The sequence below is a fragment of the Actinoplanes sp. NPDC051537 genome (assembly GCF_055586105.1).
The window spans coordinates 494,353-510,923 of the sequence record NZ_JBVJIU010000005.1; the positions used below are offsets into that span (position 1 = coordinate 494,353).

Here is a 16,571-nt window from a genome sequence, read left to right on the forward strand (position 1 = left end):
CGTGGTGGTGCTGAACATCGGAAGTGTCTGCTTCGGACTGGTGGTGGGTTTCATCACCTACCGGACGCTGGTCCACAGCAACGACAAGGCGAGCATCTCCGACCTGGCCGCCGTGCTGGCCGCGATCGGCGGCGGCGCGGTGACGGCGCTGTTCCCCTCGGGGACGGACGCGTTCGGCTGGTACGCGATCGGCCTCGCCGTGGGTGTGGCGGCATACCTGATCGTGGCGCTGAGGATGCGCAAGGACCCGCTGGAGATTTTGAGCGCGCCCGCTGTTCCGGCGCAGTCGGCGCCGCCGCCGATCGAGCGGGAGCAGGCGGACGACATTCGGCCGCGCTGACCGCGATCGCCGGGGCGTGTGGATGACGGCGGGCCCGCGAGGTGGTCGGTCAGCGGGTGAGGGCGACGGCCAGCAGGGCGAAGGCGGCGATGATGACGGCGACGCGGACGTAGTGGAAGCGATCCCAGCGGTTCATCTGCTCCTTCCAGTCGGCGGGCCGGTTCTCGGGGGTCCACGTCTTGCTCCGGTTGTTGATCGGGACGAGCAGCAGGATCGACATGACCACGCTGAGGATCAGCAGCGCGCCGGCGGTGAGGACGAGGCCGGTGCCGTCGTCGTGCCGGCCGGCGACGGCCCAGATGCCGGCGAGGACGAGCGAGCCGATGTACCAGACCGGCATCACGGCGCCGAGCATCCGGCCCCCGTGGGCTCGGCCGAGCTGGCCGCTGTCCTCGGGGAGGGCGTTGAAGATCGGGTTGATGACGAAGGCGACGGAGAACTCCACCCCCACCATCACGCCGACTACCACGGTGGTGACGACCTCGAGTGCGGTGAGCATGACGATCCCCCTGGAATCTAGCGCTGCTAGCTGATGAGGCAACGCTAGTACTACTGCCGCTCTCTTGTCTAGCGATGCTAGGATCACGTCATGTCGGTGCAGGAACGCAAGGAACGCGAACGGGCGGAGCGCGAGCGCCTCATCGTGGCGACGGCTCGTGAGCTCGCCGAGCAGCAGGGCTGGGACGCGGTCACCACCCGCCGGCTGGCCGAGCGCATCGAGTACAGCCAGCCCGTCCTCTACAGCCACTTCCGCGGCAAACGCGAGATCATCGGCGCCGTCGCCCTCCAGGGCGCCACCGAGATGGCCGTGGCGGTGCGGGCCGCGACCGCCGCCGCGGACGGCTCACGCGAGCGGGTCGCCGCCCTCGCGCGCGCCTACCTCGACTTCGCCGCCCGCAACCCGGCGGTCTACGACGCCATCTTCGAGCTCGACGGCGGTCTCGCGTACGCGCGTGAGGACACCCCGGAACCCCTCAAGGACGCGTTCACCGCGCTGCTGGAGACCCTGGGGGAGTTCGCCGGGGGCGTCGAGCCGGGGCTGTTCACCGAGGTGTTCTGGGCGTCCCTGCACGGCCTGGCAACGCTGACCCGGACCGGACGGTTGCCGGCGGAGGACACCGGACCGAGGGTGAAGCTGCTGGTGGACCGGCTCGCCGACTGAATGGGGCGGCCGGGGCCGCCCCATTTCAAGTCAGCGAGGCACGACCTTCTCCACCGCCCACTGCCGCCAGCTGTCGAGCTTGTGCTGGACGCCGGCGAGTTGCTCGGCCACCGGGCCGGGGCCGGTCGAGCCCGGCGTGGTGCGGCTGGCCAGCGCCGACTCGACCGACAGCACCTCGCGGACGGAGGGGTCGAGGTGACCGCTGACCGTCTTGAGGTCGTCGTCGGTGAGGTCTTCGAGCTCGCAGCCGCGCACCGAGCACAGCGCCACGAGCTGGCCGGTGATCTCGTGCGCGTCGCGGAACGGCACGCCTCGCCGCACCAGCCAGTCGGCGACCTCGGTGGCCAGCGAGAAGCCCACCGGTGCGGCCGCGGCCAGCCGGTCGACGCGTACGGTCATCGTGGAGATCATGCCGGCCAAGGCCGGCAGCAGGAGTCCGAGCGTCTCGATCGCGTCGAACGCGGGCTCCTTGTCCTCCTGCATGTCCCGGTCGTACGTGAGGGGCAGTCCCTTGAGCATGGTCAGGACCGCCACGAGCCCGCCGACGAGCCGGCCGCTCTTGCCCCGGGCCAGCTCGGCGATGTCCGCGTTCTTCTTCTGCGGCATGATCGACGACCCGGTCGCGAAGGCGTCGTCCAGCTCCACCCAGCCGAACTCGGTCGAGGTCCAGAGCACGACCTCCTCGCCGAGGCGGGACAGGTGCACGCCGATCAGCGCCGTCACGAACAGGAACTCGGCCACGAAGTCGCGGTCGGCCACGGCGTCCATCGAGTTCGGCGCCGGAGCGGTGAAACCCAGCTCCTTGGCGACCGCGGCCGGGTCCAGCGGCAGCGACGAGCCGGCGAGCGCGCCCGAGCCGAGCGGCGAGATGGCCGCCCGGGCGTCCCAGTCGCGCAGCCGGTCGAGATCGCGCAGCAGCGGGTGCACGTGGGCGAGCAGCCAGTGCCCGAACGTCACCGGCTGGGCGTGCTGCACGTGCGTCATGCCCGGCGCCGCCGTGTCGACGTTCAACGCGGCCTGCGACGTGAGCGCGTCCGCCAGCTCGACCAGGGAGACGGCCAGGCCGCGGGCGTGGTCGCGCAGGTAGAGCCGCAGGTCGGTGGCGACCTGGTCGTTGCGGGACCGCCCGGCGCGCAGCTTGCCGCCGAGCGCGCCGAGGCGTTCCAGCAGGCCGCGCTCGAGCGCGGTGTGCACGTCCTCGTCGTCGATCGTGGGCCGGAACTCGCCGGACGCGCAGGCCGCCTCGAGGTCGTCGAGGGCGGCCAGCATCTGGCCCAGCTCATCCGGGTCGAGCAGACCGGCCGCGGCGAGCACCCGGGCGTGGGCCCGGGAGCCGGCGATGTCGTACGGCGCCAGCCGCCAGTCGAACTGGACGCTCACCGACAGCCGGGCCAGGGCGTCGGCGGGGCCGCCGGCGAACCGGCCGCCCCACAAACTCGTTTTTTCCGTCACGACGCTCAGTCTGCCAGCCGCCGGTCACGGCCCGCCGCCATGCGCGAGGGCAGGCCCCAGAGCTGCACGAAGCCCTTGGCCAGCGACTGGTCGAAGGTGTCGCCGGTGTCGTAGGTGGCCATGCCGAAGTCGTAGAGGCTGGCCTCCGAACGCCGGCCGGTGACGATCGCGCGGCCGCCGTGCAGGGTCAGGCGCACCTCGCCCGAGACGTGCTGCTGCGCGTCGTCGATGAAGGCGTCCAGCGAGCTCTTCAGCGGCGAGAACCAGAGGCCGTCGTAGACGAGCTCGCCCCAGCGCTGGTCGACCGAGCGCTTGAACCGGGCCAGGTCACGCTCGACCGTCACGTTCTCGAGCTCCTGGTGGGCGGCGATCAGCGCGATCGCGCCCGGCGCCTCGTACACCTCGCGGCTCTTGATGCCGACCAGGCGGTCCTCGACCATGTCGAGCCGCCCCACGCCCTGGGCGCCGGCCCGGCGGTTGAGCTCCATGATCGCCTGAAGCGGGGTGACGGTCTCGCCGTCGATCGCGACCGGGTTGCCCCGGTCGAACGTGATCACGACCTCGTCGGCGTCGCGCTGCTCGTCCGGGTTCTTGGTGTACGAGTAGATGTCCTCGATCGGCGCGTTCCAGATGTCCTCGAGGAACCCGGTCTCGACCGCGCGACCCCACAAATTCTGGTCGATCGAGTACGGCGACTTGTGCGACACGTCGATCGGCAGGCCCTTCTCCTCGGCCAGCGCGATCGCCTTGTCGCGGGTCCAGGCGAAGTCCCGGGCCGGAGCGATGACCTTGAGGTCGGGGGCGAGCGCGCCGATGCCGACCTCGAACCGGACCTGGTCGTTGCCCTTGCCGGTGCAGCCGTGCGAGACGACCGTGCCGCCGTACTGCTTGGCCGCCTCGACCAGGTGACGCACGATCAGCGGCCGGCTCAGCGCCGACACCAGCGGGTAGCGGTCCATGTAGAGCGCGTTGGCCCGCAGCGCCGGCAGACAGAAGTCGGCCGCGAACTCCTCGCGGGCGTCGACCACGACGCTCTCGGCGGCGCCGCAGTCCAGCGCGCGCTGCCGGATCAGCTCCATGTCCTCGCCGCCCTGACCGACATCGAGGGCCACCGCGATGACCTCCCCGCCGATCTGGTCGGCGAGGTACGGGATGGCGACGGAGGTGTCGAGGCCTCCGGAATATGCAAGAACGACCCGCTCGGTCACGGGATGCTCCCTTCAACTGTGTCGGTGGTGTGTGCAGCCCATTCGGCGAGCTTGTCGGCCAGAGCCTTGCCGCCGGTGACGTCGCGGGCCACGACGAGAATGGTGTCGTCGCCGGCGATGGTGCCGACGACGTCGGTGAGTCCGGACCGGTCCAGCGCGCTGGCCAGGAACTGGGCGGCCCCCGGCGGGGTGCGCAGGACCGCGATGTTGCCGCTGGCGTCGACCCCGGTCAGCAGTTCGCGGAGCAGCCGCACGAGCCGGGCCGGCGCGTTCTCGGCCTCGCGCAGCGGGCGCGTGCCGTCCTCGGGGATGAGGTAGGCGCCGCCGACCTTGACGGCGCGCAGCTCCTCGAGGTCGCGGGACAGCGTGGCCTGGGTGACGTGGATGCCGTCGGCGGCCAGGAAGTCCGCCAGCTCGGTCTGCGACCGGATCGACAGAGCCCGGATGAGCTCGACGATCCGGGCGTGCCGCCCGGCACGGGTCACCGGCCCGGTCATCCCTCGTTCACCGCCAGCAGCCAGGCCAGCAGCGCCTTCTGGGCGTGCAGCCGGTTTTCCGCCTGGTCGAACAGGGCGCTCTGCGGGCCGTCCATCACGTCGTCGGTGATCTCCTCGCCGCGGTGCGCGGGCAGGCAGTGCAGCACGATCGCCCCCGGCGCGGCGGCGGCCAGCAGCTTCTCGTTCACCTGGTAGGGGCGGAACGGCGTGAGCCGGTCCTTGCCGTCGTGCTCCTGGCCCATCGACGTCCACGTGTCGGTGGCGATCACGTCCACCCCGTCGACGGCCTCGAACGGGTCACGCAGCACCTCGACCGAACCCCCGGTCCAGGCCGCGATCTCGGCCGCCCGGGACACGACGGCCGGCGCCGGGTCGAAGCCGGACGGCCCCGCCACGCGTACGTGCATGCCGGCCGTGGCGCCCGCGAGCAGGTACGAATGCGCCATGTTGTTGGCGGCGTCCCCCACGTACGCCAGCTTGCGCCCCTGGGTCGTGCCCAGCCGCTCCCGGACGGTCTGCAGGTCGGCGAGCAGCTGGCAGGGGTGGAAGCCGTCGGTGAGCGCGTTGACCACCGGCACCGTGACGCCCGAGGCCAGCTCGGTGAGCCGCTCGTCGCCGGTGGTGCGGAAGACCATGGCCGCCACGTACCGCGAGACCACCCGGCCGGCGTCGGCCAGCGACTCGCCCCGGCCGAAGTGGGTGGCCTGGGTGTCCACGATGATCGGCTGGCCGCCCAGCTCGGCGATGCCGGCCTCGAACGACAGCCGCGTACGCAGGCTGACCTTGTCGAAGAAGACGGCGACCGACCGCGGGCCCTCGAGCGGCCGGTACTGGAAGCGGTTCGCCTTCATCTCGGCCGCGAGGTCGAGGACCGTGGCCTGCTCCTGCGGGGTCAGGTCGTCGTCGCGCAGAAAGTGTCGAGTCACTTCAGACCGTCCAGAGCGGCGATGAGGGCGTCGGCCTGCTCGGTGCTGATGATCAGCGGGGGCGCGAGCCGGATGACGTCCGGTTGCGGGGCGTTGACCAGGAAGCCGGCGTCCTGCAGTGCCGCCGCGATCCGCTTCGACTCGGGCGACCGGAGCACGATGCCCAGGAGCAGGCCGGCGCCCCGGACGTGATCCACCAGCGGGTGGTTCTCCAGGCCGCGGCGCAGCTGCTCGCCGACCCGCTTGACGTGGTCGAGCAGGCCCTCACCGGCGATCGTGCGAACCACGGCGAGGCCGGCCGCGCAGGCGACCGGGTTGCCGCCGAACGTGGTGCCGTGCAGGCCGGGGGTGAACAGGTCGGCGGCCGGGCCGAACGCGACGCAGGCGCCCAGCGGCAGCCCGCCGCCGAGGCCCTTGGCCAGCGTGACGACGTCGGGCTCGACGCCCTCGCTCTGGTGGTGGAACCAGTGCCCGGTGCGGCCGATGCCGGTCTGCACCTCGTCGAGCACGAGCAGCGCGCCGTTGCGGGTGCAGATCTCCCGGGCGCCGGCCAGGTAGCCGGCCGGGGGGACGACCACGCCGTTCTCGCCCTGGATCGGCTCGAGGATAACCATGGCGGTCTCGGCGGTGACGGCCGCGTCGAGGGCCGCCAGGTCGCCGAAGTCGACGTGGGTGACGTCGCCGGGCAGCGGCCGGAACGGGTCGGCCTTGGACGGCTGGCCGGTCAGCGCGAGCGCGCCCATCGTGCGGCCGTGGAACGCGCCGGTGGTGGCCACGATGTGGGTGCGGCCGGTGAGGCGGGACAGCTTGAACGCGGCCTCGTTGGCCTCGGCGCCGGAGTTGCCGAAGATGACCCGGCCGGTGCGGCCGGCCAGGGCCAGCAGCAGCTCGGCCAGCGCGACGCAGGGCTCGGCGATGTAGAGGTTGGAGACGTGCCCGAGCTGCTGGATCTGGGTGGTGACGGCCTCGACCACGGCCGGGTGGGCGTGCCCGAGGGCGTTCACCGCGATGCCGCCGAGGAAGTCGACGTACTCCTTGCCGTTCTCGTCGGTCACGACGGCGCCCTCGCCGCGCACCAGGGCGAGCTGCGGGGTCCCGTAGTTGTTCATCATGGACTGCGACCAGCGGTCGACCAAGGAAGTCATGCCTTTGTTCCGTTCAGGGGCGGCGGGTGGGGCGGTTGGATGGATGACGGCAACACCATCGTTCCGATCCCTTCGGGGGTGAAGACTTCGAGCAGCGTGGAGTGGGGGACACGGCCGTCGACGACGTGCGCGGCCGGCACCCCGCCGCGGACGGCGCGCAGGCACGCCTCCATCTTGGGGACCATGCCGGCCTCGAGGCCGGGCAGCAGCTTCTCGAGCGCGTCGGCGTCGATCTGTGAGGTGAGCGACGAGGTGTCGGGCCAGTCGGTGTAAAGGCCGGGCACGTCGGTGAGCACGACCAGCTTGCGGGCGCCGAGCGCCTCGGCCAGGGCCGCCGCGGCGGTGTCGGCGTTGACGTTGTGCACGACACCGTCGGCGTCGGGTGCGACCGAGGCGACGACCGGAATGCGACCCGCCTTGATCAGGTCGTCGATGCCCGAGATGTCAACCTTTTCCACGTCGCCGACCTGACCGATGTCGACCTGCTCGCCGCCGACCGTCGCGGTCCGGCGGACGGCCGTGAAGAGGCGGGCGTCCTCGCCGGACAGGCCCACCGCGAACGGACCGTGTTTGTTGATCAAGCCGACGAGCTCACGTCCGACCTGGCCGACCAGAACCATGCGGACGACATCCATGGCTTCCGGCGTGGTGACCCGCAGCCCGCCGCGGAACTCGCTCTCGATGCCCAGCTTGCCGAGCATCCGGCTGATCTGCGGGCCGCCGCCGTGCACGATGACGGGTTTGATGCCCACATAACGCAGAAAGGCGACGTCGGCGGCGAAGGCCGCCTGGAGTGAATGGTTGATCATGGCGTTGCCGCCGTACTTGATGACGACGGTCGCGCCGTGAAAGCGCTCGAGCCAGGGGAGGGCCTCGATCAGGACCTCGGCCTTGTCGTGCGGGGTCATGAGGAGTACGCCGAGTTCTCGTGGACGTACGCGTGGGACAGATCCGTGGTCCAGATCGTCGCCGCCATCTCGCCCTCGCGCAGGTTGATCGTGATCGTCACGTCCCGCCCGGAGAGGTCGACCTTGGACCGGTCGTCGGCCGCGGCCCCGCCCTTGCAGATCCACACGCCGTTGATCGCCACGTCGACCCGGTCGGGCTCGAACCTCGCCTGCGTGGTCCCCACCGCCGCGAGGATCCGTCCCCAGTTCGGGTCGTTGCCGAACAGGGCCGTCTTCACCAGATTGTTCCGCGCCACCACGCGACCCACCTCGACGGCGTCGGTCTCGCTCGCCGCGCCCTCGACGGTGATCGCGATGTGCTTGGTGGCGCCCTCGGCATCGGCGATCAGCTGCTGGGCCAGGTCGTGGCAGACGGCGGTGACGGCGGCGGTCAGCTCCTCGGGCGTGGGCTGCACGTCGGAGGCGCCGCTGGCCAGCAGCAGCACGGTGTCGTTGGTGGACATGCAGCCGTCGGCGTCGATCCGGTCGAACGTGAGCCGGGTCGCCTCGCGCAGTGCGGCGTCGAGCACCTCGTTGTCGGCCGACGCGTCGGTGGTGAGCACGACGAGCATGGTGGCCAGCGCGGGGGCGAGCATGCCGGCACCCTTGGCGATGCCGCCGACCGACCAGCCCTCCTGCTGGACGACCGCGTTCTTCGCCACGGTGTCGGTCGTCATGATCGCCTCGGCCGCCCGCGCCCCGCCGTCGCCGTCGAGCGCCTTGGCCGCCGCGGTGACGCCGGGCAGCAGCTTGTCCATCGGCAGCAGCTCGCCGATCAGGCCGGTCGAGCAGACCGCCACGTCGCCGGCGCCGATCATCTGCGGCCGCGGCCCGCCGCGCAGCACGGTGGCGACGTGCTCGGCGGTCGCGTGCGTGTCGCGGAAGCCCTGCGACCCGGTGCACGCGTTGGCGCCGCCGGAGTTGAGCACGACGGCGCGGACGATCCCGCCCTTGAGCACCTGCTGGCTCCACAGCACGGGGGCGGCCTTGACCCGGTTGCCGGTGAAGACGCCGGCCGCGGTGAAGTCGGGCCCGTCGTTGACGACGAGGGCCACATCGGGGTTGCCGGTGGCCTTCAGGCCGGCGGCGACGCCGCCGGCCCGGAAGCCCTTGGGGTGGGTGACGGTCATGGAGCGACTCCGAACACGGACAGGCCCATCGTCTCGGGCAGGCCGGACATGAGGTTGGCGCACTGGACGGCCTGGCCGGCGGCGCCCTTGCCGAGGTTGTCGAGGGCGCTGACCACGACGATCCGCCCCGAGTCGACGTCGACCGTGGCCTGGAGGTGGCAGGAGTTGGACCCGGCGGTGGCGGCCGTGTGCGGCCACTGCCCCGCGGGCAGGACGTGGACGAACGGCTCCTGCGCGTACGCCCGGCGCAGAACCTCGACGGGATCACCCGCCCGCGCGAACTTCGCCGTGACGGTGGCGAGGATGCCCCGCGGCATCGGCGCCAGCACCGGCGTCATCGAGAGCGACGTCGCGCCGGTCGCCTGCTTGATCTCGGGCACGTGCTGGTGCGCGCCCACCTTGTAGGGGGAGAGGTCGCCCATCACCTCGCTGGCGAGCAGGCTCACCTTGGCGCCGCGGCCGGCCCCGGACGTGCCGGAGCCGGCCACGACGACCACGTCGGCCGGGTCGGCGAGCCCGGAGGCGATCAGCGGCGCGAGCGCGAGCGTGACCGTGGCCGCATAACAACCGGTGTTGGCCACCCGGTCGGCGGTCGCGATCAGCTCGCGCTGCCCGGGCAGCTCGGGCAGCCCGTAGGTCCAGGTGCCGGCGTGCTCGCCGCCGTAGTAGCGCCGCCAGAGCTCGCCGTCCCTCAGCCGGAAGTCGGCGCCCAGATCCACGATCTTGACACCGGCCGGCAGCCGCGTGGCCAGGGCCGCCGACTGCCCGTGCGGCAGGGCGAGAAAGACCAGGTCGGCGTCGCTCAGCGCGGCCGCGTCGGTCGCGCCGAGCGTCAGGTCGAGCCCGGTCAGCTGCGGGTGCACGGCGGTGACGTGGGTGCCCGCCTGCGAGTGCGCCGTGGCGGCCACGAGGTCGAACTCGGGGTGCCCGGCGAGCAGGCGGAGAAGCTCGCCGCCCGCATAACCGCTGGCCCCCGCGACCGCTACCCGGATTCCCATACCAACCTCCGCATGACTATGCAGAGAACCGTATCAAGCCCGCGTCCGGAGCGGCAACCACATACCCCCTGTCGATGACATCACTCCGTCGTCGGATATATCCGATAAGTCACGAGACAATCGCCGCCAGCGCCGGAACTTGGCCGGGATCGTCGCCGTAGCAGTAGAGAACGAGCTCGTCGGCGCCGAACTCGCGATAGGCGGCCACGGTGTCGGCAATCTCCACGGGATCGGTCAGGGGCGCACCCCAGCCGGGGCGCCCGGTGAAGGCGTAGTAGCCGGCCACGGCGGTGCGGGCCCGCGCGACGGTGGCGGCCGAGCCCGCGGCGACATTGATCTGGCAGACCAGGCGTGGGCGCCCGGCGCGGCCCGCCGAAGCCCACTGCTCGCGCACGGTCTGCACGAGCCCGCCGGCCCAGGCCAGGGGCGCGGCGCAGAGGAACCCGTCGGCGTGCGCGGCGACCCGCCGGAGCGCGGCCGGCGCGAACCCGCCGATCAGGATCTGCGGTGATGGCGACGGCGCCGGCCCGATGACGGCGCCGCGATAGGTCTCGCCCCGCCAGATCGACCGGAGGTCGGTGAGCTGCTGGTCGAGCGCGCGCCCGCGGGTGGCGAGGGGAGTCCCGGCGGCGGCGTGGTCGTCGGGGCGGCCGCCGACCCCGATGCCGAGCACGAAGCGACCGGCCGACATGCGGTGCAGGGTCGCGACCTGCTTGGCCAGCAGCGCGGTCGAGCGCAGGGGCCCGAGCAGCACCCCGGTCTGCAGCCGGATCCGCGACGTGGCGCCGGCCAGCACGGCGAGCGCGGTCAGCGGCTCGGGATTGTCAAAGGCGAGCCGGTCGAGCAGGGCGAGCGAGTCGAATCCGGACGCCTCGGCCTCACGCGCCCATACGGGCAGGAGGGCGGGCGAGCTGATGGGCAGTCCAAGCCCGAGGTCCATGGGAGATCTCCGTCAGGTAGGCAGCGACAAATGAGTCGCCCCTCCTCCCCGCGATCATGGCGAGGTCCCGGGCCCATCTGCGACGAATATCCAGGGCCGGGGATACGGATTACGCGGCCCATGCTACCCGGCCCGCGACACGTGGGTGTTGCCGCGGGCCGGGCGCGCTCTGTCACCCGTACGTGAGAGAGAAGCTGTTGTTCGTGAAGTTGGACTGCCCCGCCGTGCCGCTCAGCTCGAAGCCGAACTGGATGTCGCCGACCGTCACGTCGGCCCACCAGCCGTTCGTGCGCAGCCAGTTCAGCACCGCGAGGACGTCGATCGAGCCCGAGTTCGTGGTGCTCGTGCGGACGAAGGAGTAGACCGCATTGCTGCCGTTCGAACCCCGGTAGACGTTCCAGGTGTGCCCGCCGACCGAGAGGTTGCGCACCGTGGGAACCGCGCCGTTGGAGTCGTAGGACTCGGCGATCGGACCCACCGCGCCGTGCTGGTTGGTCCAGATCATGACCTCGTACGCGTTGGAGTTCGCCCAGATGTCGTAGGCGGTCTCGTAGTCGCCGTCGGCCGGCACCGAGACGTTGAACGAGCTGGAGACCGAGCCCAGCGAGCTGAGGGTGCGGTTGAGTGTCTTGCCGGTGTGCGGGTAGGACTTGACGCCGCTGGTGCGCGGATGGTTCGCCACGACACCCCAATTGGTTCCCGTACGCGCCCAGATCGTCTGCGGCCCGGCGCCGCCGCCCCAGACGTCGTTGTTGAGCGTGTAGCCGTTGTTGGTCCACGTATCCCACTGCCCCGAGGCGACCCAGACCGCGTCCGAGGGCACGCCGCCGGTCGAGCCCGTCGGGGGCGTGGTGGTCGGTGACGTCGTCGGGTTGGTCACGCCGCCGGTGCAGGCCACCCCGTTGAGCGTGAAGCTCGCGGGCACCGGGTTGGTCCCCGTCCACGACCCGTTGAAGCCGAACGAAGCTGTCCCGTTCGTCGCGATCGACCCGTTGTAACCGGCGTTCTTGGCCGTGACGGTCGAGCCGGACTGGGTCAGGGTGGTGTTCCACGATTGGGTGACGGTCTGGCCGGCCCCGAACGACCACACCAGCGTCCACGAGCCCAGGGCGTCGCCGAGGTTCTTGATCGTCACGTTGGCCCCGAAGCCACCCGGCCACTGGCTGCTCACCGCATAGGTGACCGTGCAGCCGGCCGCCGCCGACGCGGGCAACGCCGTGACCACCCCGGCCGCCGCCGCGATGCCCGAGATCGCCGCCGTGGCCAGCGCGAGATTACGCCTTCGCATGCTCATATCCCTTCATACGCGAGACGACCACACGGGCGTGACCTGCGACTTCGTCCGCCGAAGCACATCGTCGAAGCGCTTCGACAGCCGGGCCCGAAGTTTCACGTACGTCAATGCGGTATTGCGCCGATGTTAGGTCCCGCCGACGCGGCGAGCAAGAGAAGCTCATGAATGCTTAAGGCGACGTGACCCTCTTTTTCGACGTGGCCGGCGCCGCCCTGCGCCCGTCCGGCGGCACCATGGTTCTCGCGCCGACTCTGCTTCTCCTGCACGGCGGCCCCGGCGCCGACCACTCCCTGTTCAAGCCCGAGTTCGCGGCGCTCACCGACGTGGCGCAGATCGTCTACCTGGACCAGCGCGGTTCCGGCCGCTCCGACCCGGCCCTCTCGGCGCGCCGTACACCCTCGACGAGGCGCTCGCGGTCTTCTCGCGCCGGGGCGGGGGCCCTTGCCCGCGAGGCCGCCCGCCGCTACCTGTCGGCGTGGGAGCGGCATGGGCTGCCCCTCTACGGAGCTGGGGACATGGCCGTCCGGCGGGCCCGGCTCGGGTTAGCGAGGAGTTCCTGACCCATTTCCGTGTTGCGGGCTGCGGCCCCACGGACGCGACGGAGTTCGCGGCCGCGATCACGTGCCCGGTGTTGCTGCTGGCGGGGAGGACGCCCCGGTCAGCCCGCCGGCCGCTACGGTCCGCCTGGCCGAGGCGCTGTCCCATGCGGAGGTCACCTTGCGGGTGATGGCGGGGGTCGGCCATGGCGTGTTGCGGCAGGCCGCCGATGAGGGGTTCGCGCATGTCCGCACGTTCCTCGCGGGTGGTGTGGATCAGCGCTGACCGCCCTCGCGCTGGAGGGCGGGGATGGGCGCGGTTGGCCCTGTGGACGACACCGCGGAAATGTCGTAGGGGGCTGCTTTACTCGTCCCCACCCAAGAACGGGGTGGGGCGGCGCTGGCAACCGGGCGGCGCTGGCAACCGGGCGGCGCTGGCAACCGGGCGGCGCCGGCAACCGGGCGGGCTCGAAAAGCAGAGGACGGCGAAATACCGGCAACGGAGCCACCGCGGCATCCGGTGGACGTTCTGCTCCTGCTGACCAAGGGCGATCTCGTCCTGCTCGGGCTGCGCGCGGGCACCGGCTGTGCGGACGGCCGATGGAACGTCCCCTCCGGAAAGCTGGAGCTCGGCGAGGACGCGATCGACGCCGTGGTTTGGGAGGCCCGGGAGGAGATCGGCCCGGACGAGCCGCGCGCGGTGGCGACCGTGCGGCACGAGGGCGTTCGGCTCGGGCCGGCGTTCGCCGTCGAGCATGACCCGGCCCGGCACGGCGTGCCGTTCAGCGCCGAGCCGCGCAAGGGTGGTTTCCGCGGACCGGGCTGCCCGCGGAAACCTTTCCTCGTCGGCCGCCTGTATGTGGGCTTACCTCGACGGCTTCCGGTTCGTCCGCAGCCGACTCACGGGACCACGCGGGTCTTCGGCGTGTCCCCGGGCAGCCCACCGCTGTCGGTCTCGAACGGCGGCACCGGTGTCGAGGCTCCCGACGGATGCACGGTCACCGCGGCGACCGCGGACGACGGCAGGCTTCCGAGAGCGGCGCCCGATTTGTCCAGCGACAGCGGGGTCGAACCCAGCGTGGCGGAGACGGTGCCGGGTGGGGTCACCACGATGACCTGGGACGTGCGGTCGTCCTTGCCCTCGGCCCGCATCCGCCAGGCGATCGGCCTCGTGTAAGCGCCCGCGGCGGGCAGCAACAGCCGCATGTCCTCGCGGTAGGACTGGGACGAGCCGTGGAACGCGTACGCCAGCACCCCGCCACCCCGCGGCTGCAACGTGATCAGGGCGGCCGGCTGGCCGTTCACCGTGCCGGTCCAGCGCAGGCGGACGGTGGTCCCGGCGCCGGGGAGGCGGGCATCCTGCAGCGCCCCGGTCACCCACTGCCGCAGCGTGTCGCGGTCGAAGGCGCGCCCGGCCAGCATGTCGTCGACGGCGGCCGGCGACGGATCCTGCACGCCGGCGTCGGAGCCGCCCGACCAGCTTCCGGACGGCGGCCCCCGGAAGAGGGTCCGTTCCCCGGACGTGACCGTCACCGTGGTGCCGGCATCGAACGGCGAGGGCGGCAGCGGCACCTCGGCCAGCCCGCCCGGCGACAGCACCGGCGCACCGTGCACGACCCGGCCCGACGCCGCGTAGGAGAAGCCGTTGCTGACCGCGACCGTCGACGCCGGCGGGGCGACCACCACGACGATGCCGGGCGCCGCGGAGCTGCCCTCCATCCAGGTCACGACCGTGTCGCCGCCGTCGCCGCGGCCCGACTCGGTCATCGCCGAGGGGGCGGCGCCGGCGGGGCCCTCGTACCAGATCAGCGCCTGGTCGGTGAGGAAGCCGAAACGCAGCGGCACCAGGGCGAGCGCCAAGCGGTGGCCGGCGACGTCGGCGGCGTACACAATCTTGATCTTGGCCCGTGAGACGACCTTCCAGAGCTCGCCGGGATCCTCGACGTCCTTGATCGACTTGCGGAGCCCGTCCTGGAACGCGAGGTCGCCGGCGAGCGAGCCGCGCGTGGGGGCGTTGGTGAGCGCCGTCTGCCGGCCCGCGATCGCGATTCCCGGCGCCCAGCCCGGCAGCGGCACCACCCCGGCCTGCACCCCGCCGGCGACGGCGAGCAGGAGAGCGAGCGCGGCGACCCGGACGCGACGGTTGCGGCGGTGGGTTTTCTCGCGCCTGGTGAAAGACGACCACGGATCTTCCGGTACGTCGAGGGCGGCGGCCCCATCGGTGAGCGCCTCGCGCAGCGCGGTCTCGGTGTTCACGATCGGCTCTCCTCAAGCGCGGCGGTAAGACGGTCGTCGAGGTGTTCGCGTAACCGGTTAAGCCCGCGCGACGCCTGGCTCTTGACGCTGCCGACCGAGCAGCCGAGCGCGTCCGCGATGTCGGCCTCGCCCAGATCCTCGAAGTAGCGCAGCACGAGCACCGCGCGCATGCGGGGCGGGAGGCGGCGCAGTGCCGCGAGCACCTGCTGGCGCTGGTCGACGCGGCCGTACGGGTCGAGCGCCGGCCCGTCCGAGGCCAGGAGCGGCACCTCGCTGACCCGTCGCCGGCGCCGCCAGGACGTGGCCGTGTTGACCATGGCCCGCCGCACGTAGGCGACCGGCGCCTCCATCGCCGACACCCGGTCCCACTTGCGATGGGTCTTCTCGAGGGCGGCCTGCACGAGGTCCTCGGCGTGACCGCGGTCGCCGGTCAGCAGGTAGGCGGTCCGCAGCAGCGGGCCCCACTGCCGTTCGACGAACTCGCGGAAGCCGTCATATTGAGGATTGTTCAGCGCGGTGGAGACCACGTCGCTGACCTGCGGCGAGGCCGAACTCGAGGTGGGCGCTGAATAATCCTCAATGGGCATGCGAGGTAGAACGCCCCGTCCCCCGAAAAAGTTGAGTGCAAATCCTGAAAGAAGTTGCACGCGTACGGCCAGGGGCGCGACCGCCGTCGACTCCCGGACCACCAGCTCGGGGCGGAAGAGGTACTCCGAGTGCGGGGCGCCGTGGCCGTCGATCTCGTCGACCAGGCAGCGCACGGCGGCGACGGCCATCGAGGCGACCGGCTGGCGCAGCGTGGTGAGCGGCGGGTCGGTGAAGGCGATCAGCGGCGAGTCGTCGAAGCCGATGACCGAGACGTCCCGGGGCACTCGCAGCCCGCGCCGCCGGGCGGCCCGGATCGCGCCCAGCGCCATCAGGTCGGAGGCGCAGACGATGCCGGTGACACCCTGCTCGATCAGGCGATCCGCGGCCACCTCGCCGCCCTCCACGCCGAACAGCGTGAGCTCGACGAACTCCTCCGGGCAGCCGAACCGGCGCAGCGCGGCCCGGAATCCGGACAGCTTGCGCTGGGTGTTGATGAACCGGTTCGGTCCCGAGATCAGGCCGATCCGGCGGTGGCCGAGCGCGACCAGGTGGCTGACCGCGAGGTCGCCGGCGAGCCGGTCGTCGCAGGACACGAAGGGCGCCTCGATGGTCTCCGACCAGCCGTTGACCAGCACGATCGGAAGCGGTCGCTCGATCAGCCGCCGGTAGCGCGACGGGTCGGCCGCGGTGTCGGCGGACAGGCTGCTGACGAAGACGATCCCGCTCACCTGCCGATCGAGCATCATCTCCACGTACTCGTCCTCGGTGACCCCGCCCGGCGACTGCGTGCAGAGCACCGGCGTGTACCCGGACTGGGCCAGCGTCGACTCGATGACCTGGGCGAACGCCGGGAAGATCGGGTTGTCCAGCTCGGGGACGATCAGGCCGACGAGGCCGGCGCTGCGCTTGCGCAAGCGTTCCGGCCTTTCGTAGCCCAGCACGTCGAGTGCGGTCAGCACCGCTTGCCGGGTTTCAGGGGATACACCGGGCCGGTCATTGATGACGCGCGACACCGTCGCCTCGCTGACCTGGGCTTGCCTGGCGATGTCGGACATCCGTGCTCGCATGGCAGGCACTGTACCGATGACGTCTTGCACAGGAAATCCTGCAAGCCCTTCCATTGACTGCAAGTGCTTGCTAACGTCCCGGCAA

The 16,571-nt window shown here is 71.6% G+C and carries 16 protein-coding genes and 2 pseudogenes; 4 read left to right on the plus strand and 14 right to left on the minus strand.

Annotation, left to right across the window (positions count from 1 at the left end; all coding sequences use genetic code 11):
- Position 1: 1 nt before the first annotated feature.
- Entirely contained in the window at positions 2-340 is a 339-nt protein-coding gene (locus ACZ6TB_RS14945) for a hypothetical protein (RefSeq protein ID WP_465554518.1), read from the plus strand.
- Positions 341-389: 49 nt separating this feature from the next.
- Here the strand turns inward: ACZ6TB_RS14945 and ACZ6TB_RS14950 are convergent, their stop codons facing one another.
- On the minus strand, positions 390-839 hold the full coding sequence (locus ACZ6TB_RS14950; RefSeq protein ID WP_465554520.1) for an anthrone oxygenase family protein: 450 nt from the start codon (positions 837-839) through the stop codon (positions 390-392).
- Between the two features lie 90 nt (positions 840-929).
- On the opposite strand from ACZ6TB_RS14950, the gene ACZ6TB_RS14955 reads away from it, so the two are divergent.
- Positions 930-1,502, plus strand: coding sequence for a TetR/AcrR family transcriptional regulator (locus ACZ6TB_RS14955; protein WP_465554522.1), 573 nt, complete (start codon positions 930-932; stop codon positions 1,500-1,502).
- Between the two features lie 30 nt (positions 1,503-1,532).
- On the opposite strand, the gene argH is transcribed toward ACZ6TB_RS14955, so the two are convergent.
- The 10 genes from argH to ACZ6TB_RS15005 form a co-directional block, all read right to left on the minus strand.
- A complete protein-coding gene (argH, locus tag ACZ6TB_RS14960) occupies positions 1,533-2,963 on the minus strand; it encodes an argininosuccinate lyase (protein ID WP_465554642.1) in 1,431 nt (476 codons plus the stop codon).
- Positions 2,960-4,162 (minus strand): argininosuccinate synthase, encoded by a 1,203-nt coding sequence (locus ACZ6TB_RS14965; RefSeq protein ID WP_465554524.1) that lies wholly within the window; start codon positions 4,160-4,162, stop codon positions 2,960-2,962. The genes argH and ACZ6TB_RS14965 overlap by 4 nt, the downstream gene beginning before the upstream one ends.
- Positions 4,159-4,659, minus strand: a complete 501-nt coding sequence (locus tag ACZ6TB_RS14970) for an arginine repressor (protein ID WP_465554526.1) — start codon at positions 4,657-4,659, stop codon at positions 4,159-4,161. Before ACZ6TB_RS14970 ends, ACZ6TB_RS14965 begins: the two co-directional genes overlap by 4 nt.
- The gene (gene argF / locus ACZ6TB_RS14975) at positions 4,656-5,585 is read right to left on the minus strand and encodes an ornithine carbamoyltransferase (protein ID WP_465554528.1); all 930 of its coding nucleotides are present in this window, start codon (positions 5,583-5,585) and stop codon (positions 4,656-4,658) included. The genes ACZ6TB_RS14970 and argF overlap by 4 nt, the downstream gene beginning before the upstream one ends.
- Positions 5,582-6,730, minus strand: coding sequence for an acetylornithine transaminase (locus tag ACZ6TB_RS14980; protein ID WP_465554530.1), 1,149 nt, complete (start codon positions 6,728-6,730; stop codon positions 5,582-5,584). Before ACZ6TB_RS14980 ends, argF begins: the two co-directional genes overlap by 4 nt.
- Positions 6,727-7,638 (minus strand): acetylglutamate kinase, encoded by a 912-nt coding sequence (gene argB, locus ACZ6TB_RS14985; protein ID WP_465554532.1) that lies wholly within the window; start codon positions 7,636-7,638, stop codon positions 6,727-6,729. The genes ACZ6TB_RS14980 and argB overlap by 4 nt, the downstream gene beginning before the upstream one ends.
- Positions 7,635-8,807 carry a bifunctional glutamate N-acetyltransferase/amino-acid acetyltransferase ArgJ gene (argJ, locus tag ACZ6TB_RS14990; RefSeq protein ID WP_465554534.1) on the minus strand — a complete coding sequence of 391 codons (1,173 nt, stop codon included), beginning with the start codon at positions 8,805-8,807 and terminating at the stop codon, positions 7,635-7,637. Before argJ ends, argB begins: the two co-directional genes overlap by 4 nt.
- A complete protein-coding gene (gene argC, locus ACZ6TB_RS14995) occupies positions 8,804-9,805 on the minus strand; it encodes an N-acetyl-gamma-glutamyl-phosphate reductase (RefSeq protein ID WP_465554536.1) in 1,002 nt (333 codons plus the stop codon). Before argC ends, argJ begins: the two co-directional genes overlap by 4 nt.
- Before the next feature lie 109 nt (positions 9,806-9,914).
- Positions 9,915-10,745 carry an LLM class flavin-dependent oxidoreductase gene (locus tag ACZ6TB_RS15000; RefSeq protein WP_465554538.1) on the minus strand — a complete coding sequence of 277 codons (831 nt, stop codon included), beginning with the start codon at positions 10,743-10,745 and terminating at the stop codon, positions 9,915-9,917.
- A gap of 172 nt (positions 10,746-10,917) precedes the next feature.
- The gene (locus tag ACZ6TB_RS15005; RefSeq protein WP_465554540.1) at positions 10,918-12,033 is read right to left on the minus strand and encodes a glycoside hydrolase family 12 protein; all 1,116 of its coding nucleotides are present in this window, start codon (positions 12,031-12,033) and stop codon (positions 10,918-10,920) included.
- Between the two features lie 185 nt (positions 12,034-12,218).
- Here ACZ6TB_RS15005 and ACZ6TB_RS15010 point away from each other — a divergent pair, with 185 nt between their 5' ends.
- Both ACZ6TB_RS15010 and ACZ6TB_RS15015 read left to right on the plus strand, forming a co-directional pair.
- On the plus strand, positions 12,219-12,599 hold the full coding sequence (locus tag ACZ6TB_RS15010; protein WP_465554542.1) for an alpha/beta fold hydrolase: 381 nt from the start codon (positions 12,219-12,221) through the stop codon (positions 12,597-12,599).
- Positions 12,600-13,095: 496 nt separating this feature from the next.
- Positions 13,096-13,248, plus strand: a pseudogene (locus tag ACZ6TB_RS15015) (NUDIX hydrolase); the annotation flags it as partial.
- A gap of 227 nt (positions 13,249-13,475) precedes the next feature.
- On the opposite strand, the gene ACZ6TB_RS15020 reads toward ACZ6TB_RS15015, so the two are convergent.
- The 3 genes and pseudogenes from ACZ6TB_RS15020 to ACZ6TB_RS15030 all read right to left on the minus strand — a co-directional run.
- Entirely contained in the window at positions 13,476-14,831 is a 1,356-nt protein-coding gene (locus ACZ6TB_RS15020; protein WP_465554544.1) for a hypothetical protein, read from the minus strand.
- Positions 14,828-15,418: a SigE family RNA polymerase sigma factor gene (locus ACZ6TB_RS15025; protein ID WP_465554643.1), complete on the minus strand. Its 591-nt coding sequence runs from the start codon at positions 15,416-15,418 to the stop codon at positions 14,828-14,830. Before ACZ6TB_RS15025 ends, ACZ6TB_RS15020 begins: the two co-directional genes overlap by 4 nt.
- Positions 15,419-15,493: 75 nt before the next feature.
- Positions 15,494-16,486 (minus strand): annotated as a pseudogene (locus ACZ6TB_RS15030) (LacI family DNA-binding transcriptional regulator); the annotation flags it as partial.
- Positions 16,487-16,571: the final 85 nt, after the last annotated feature.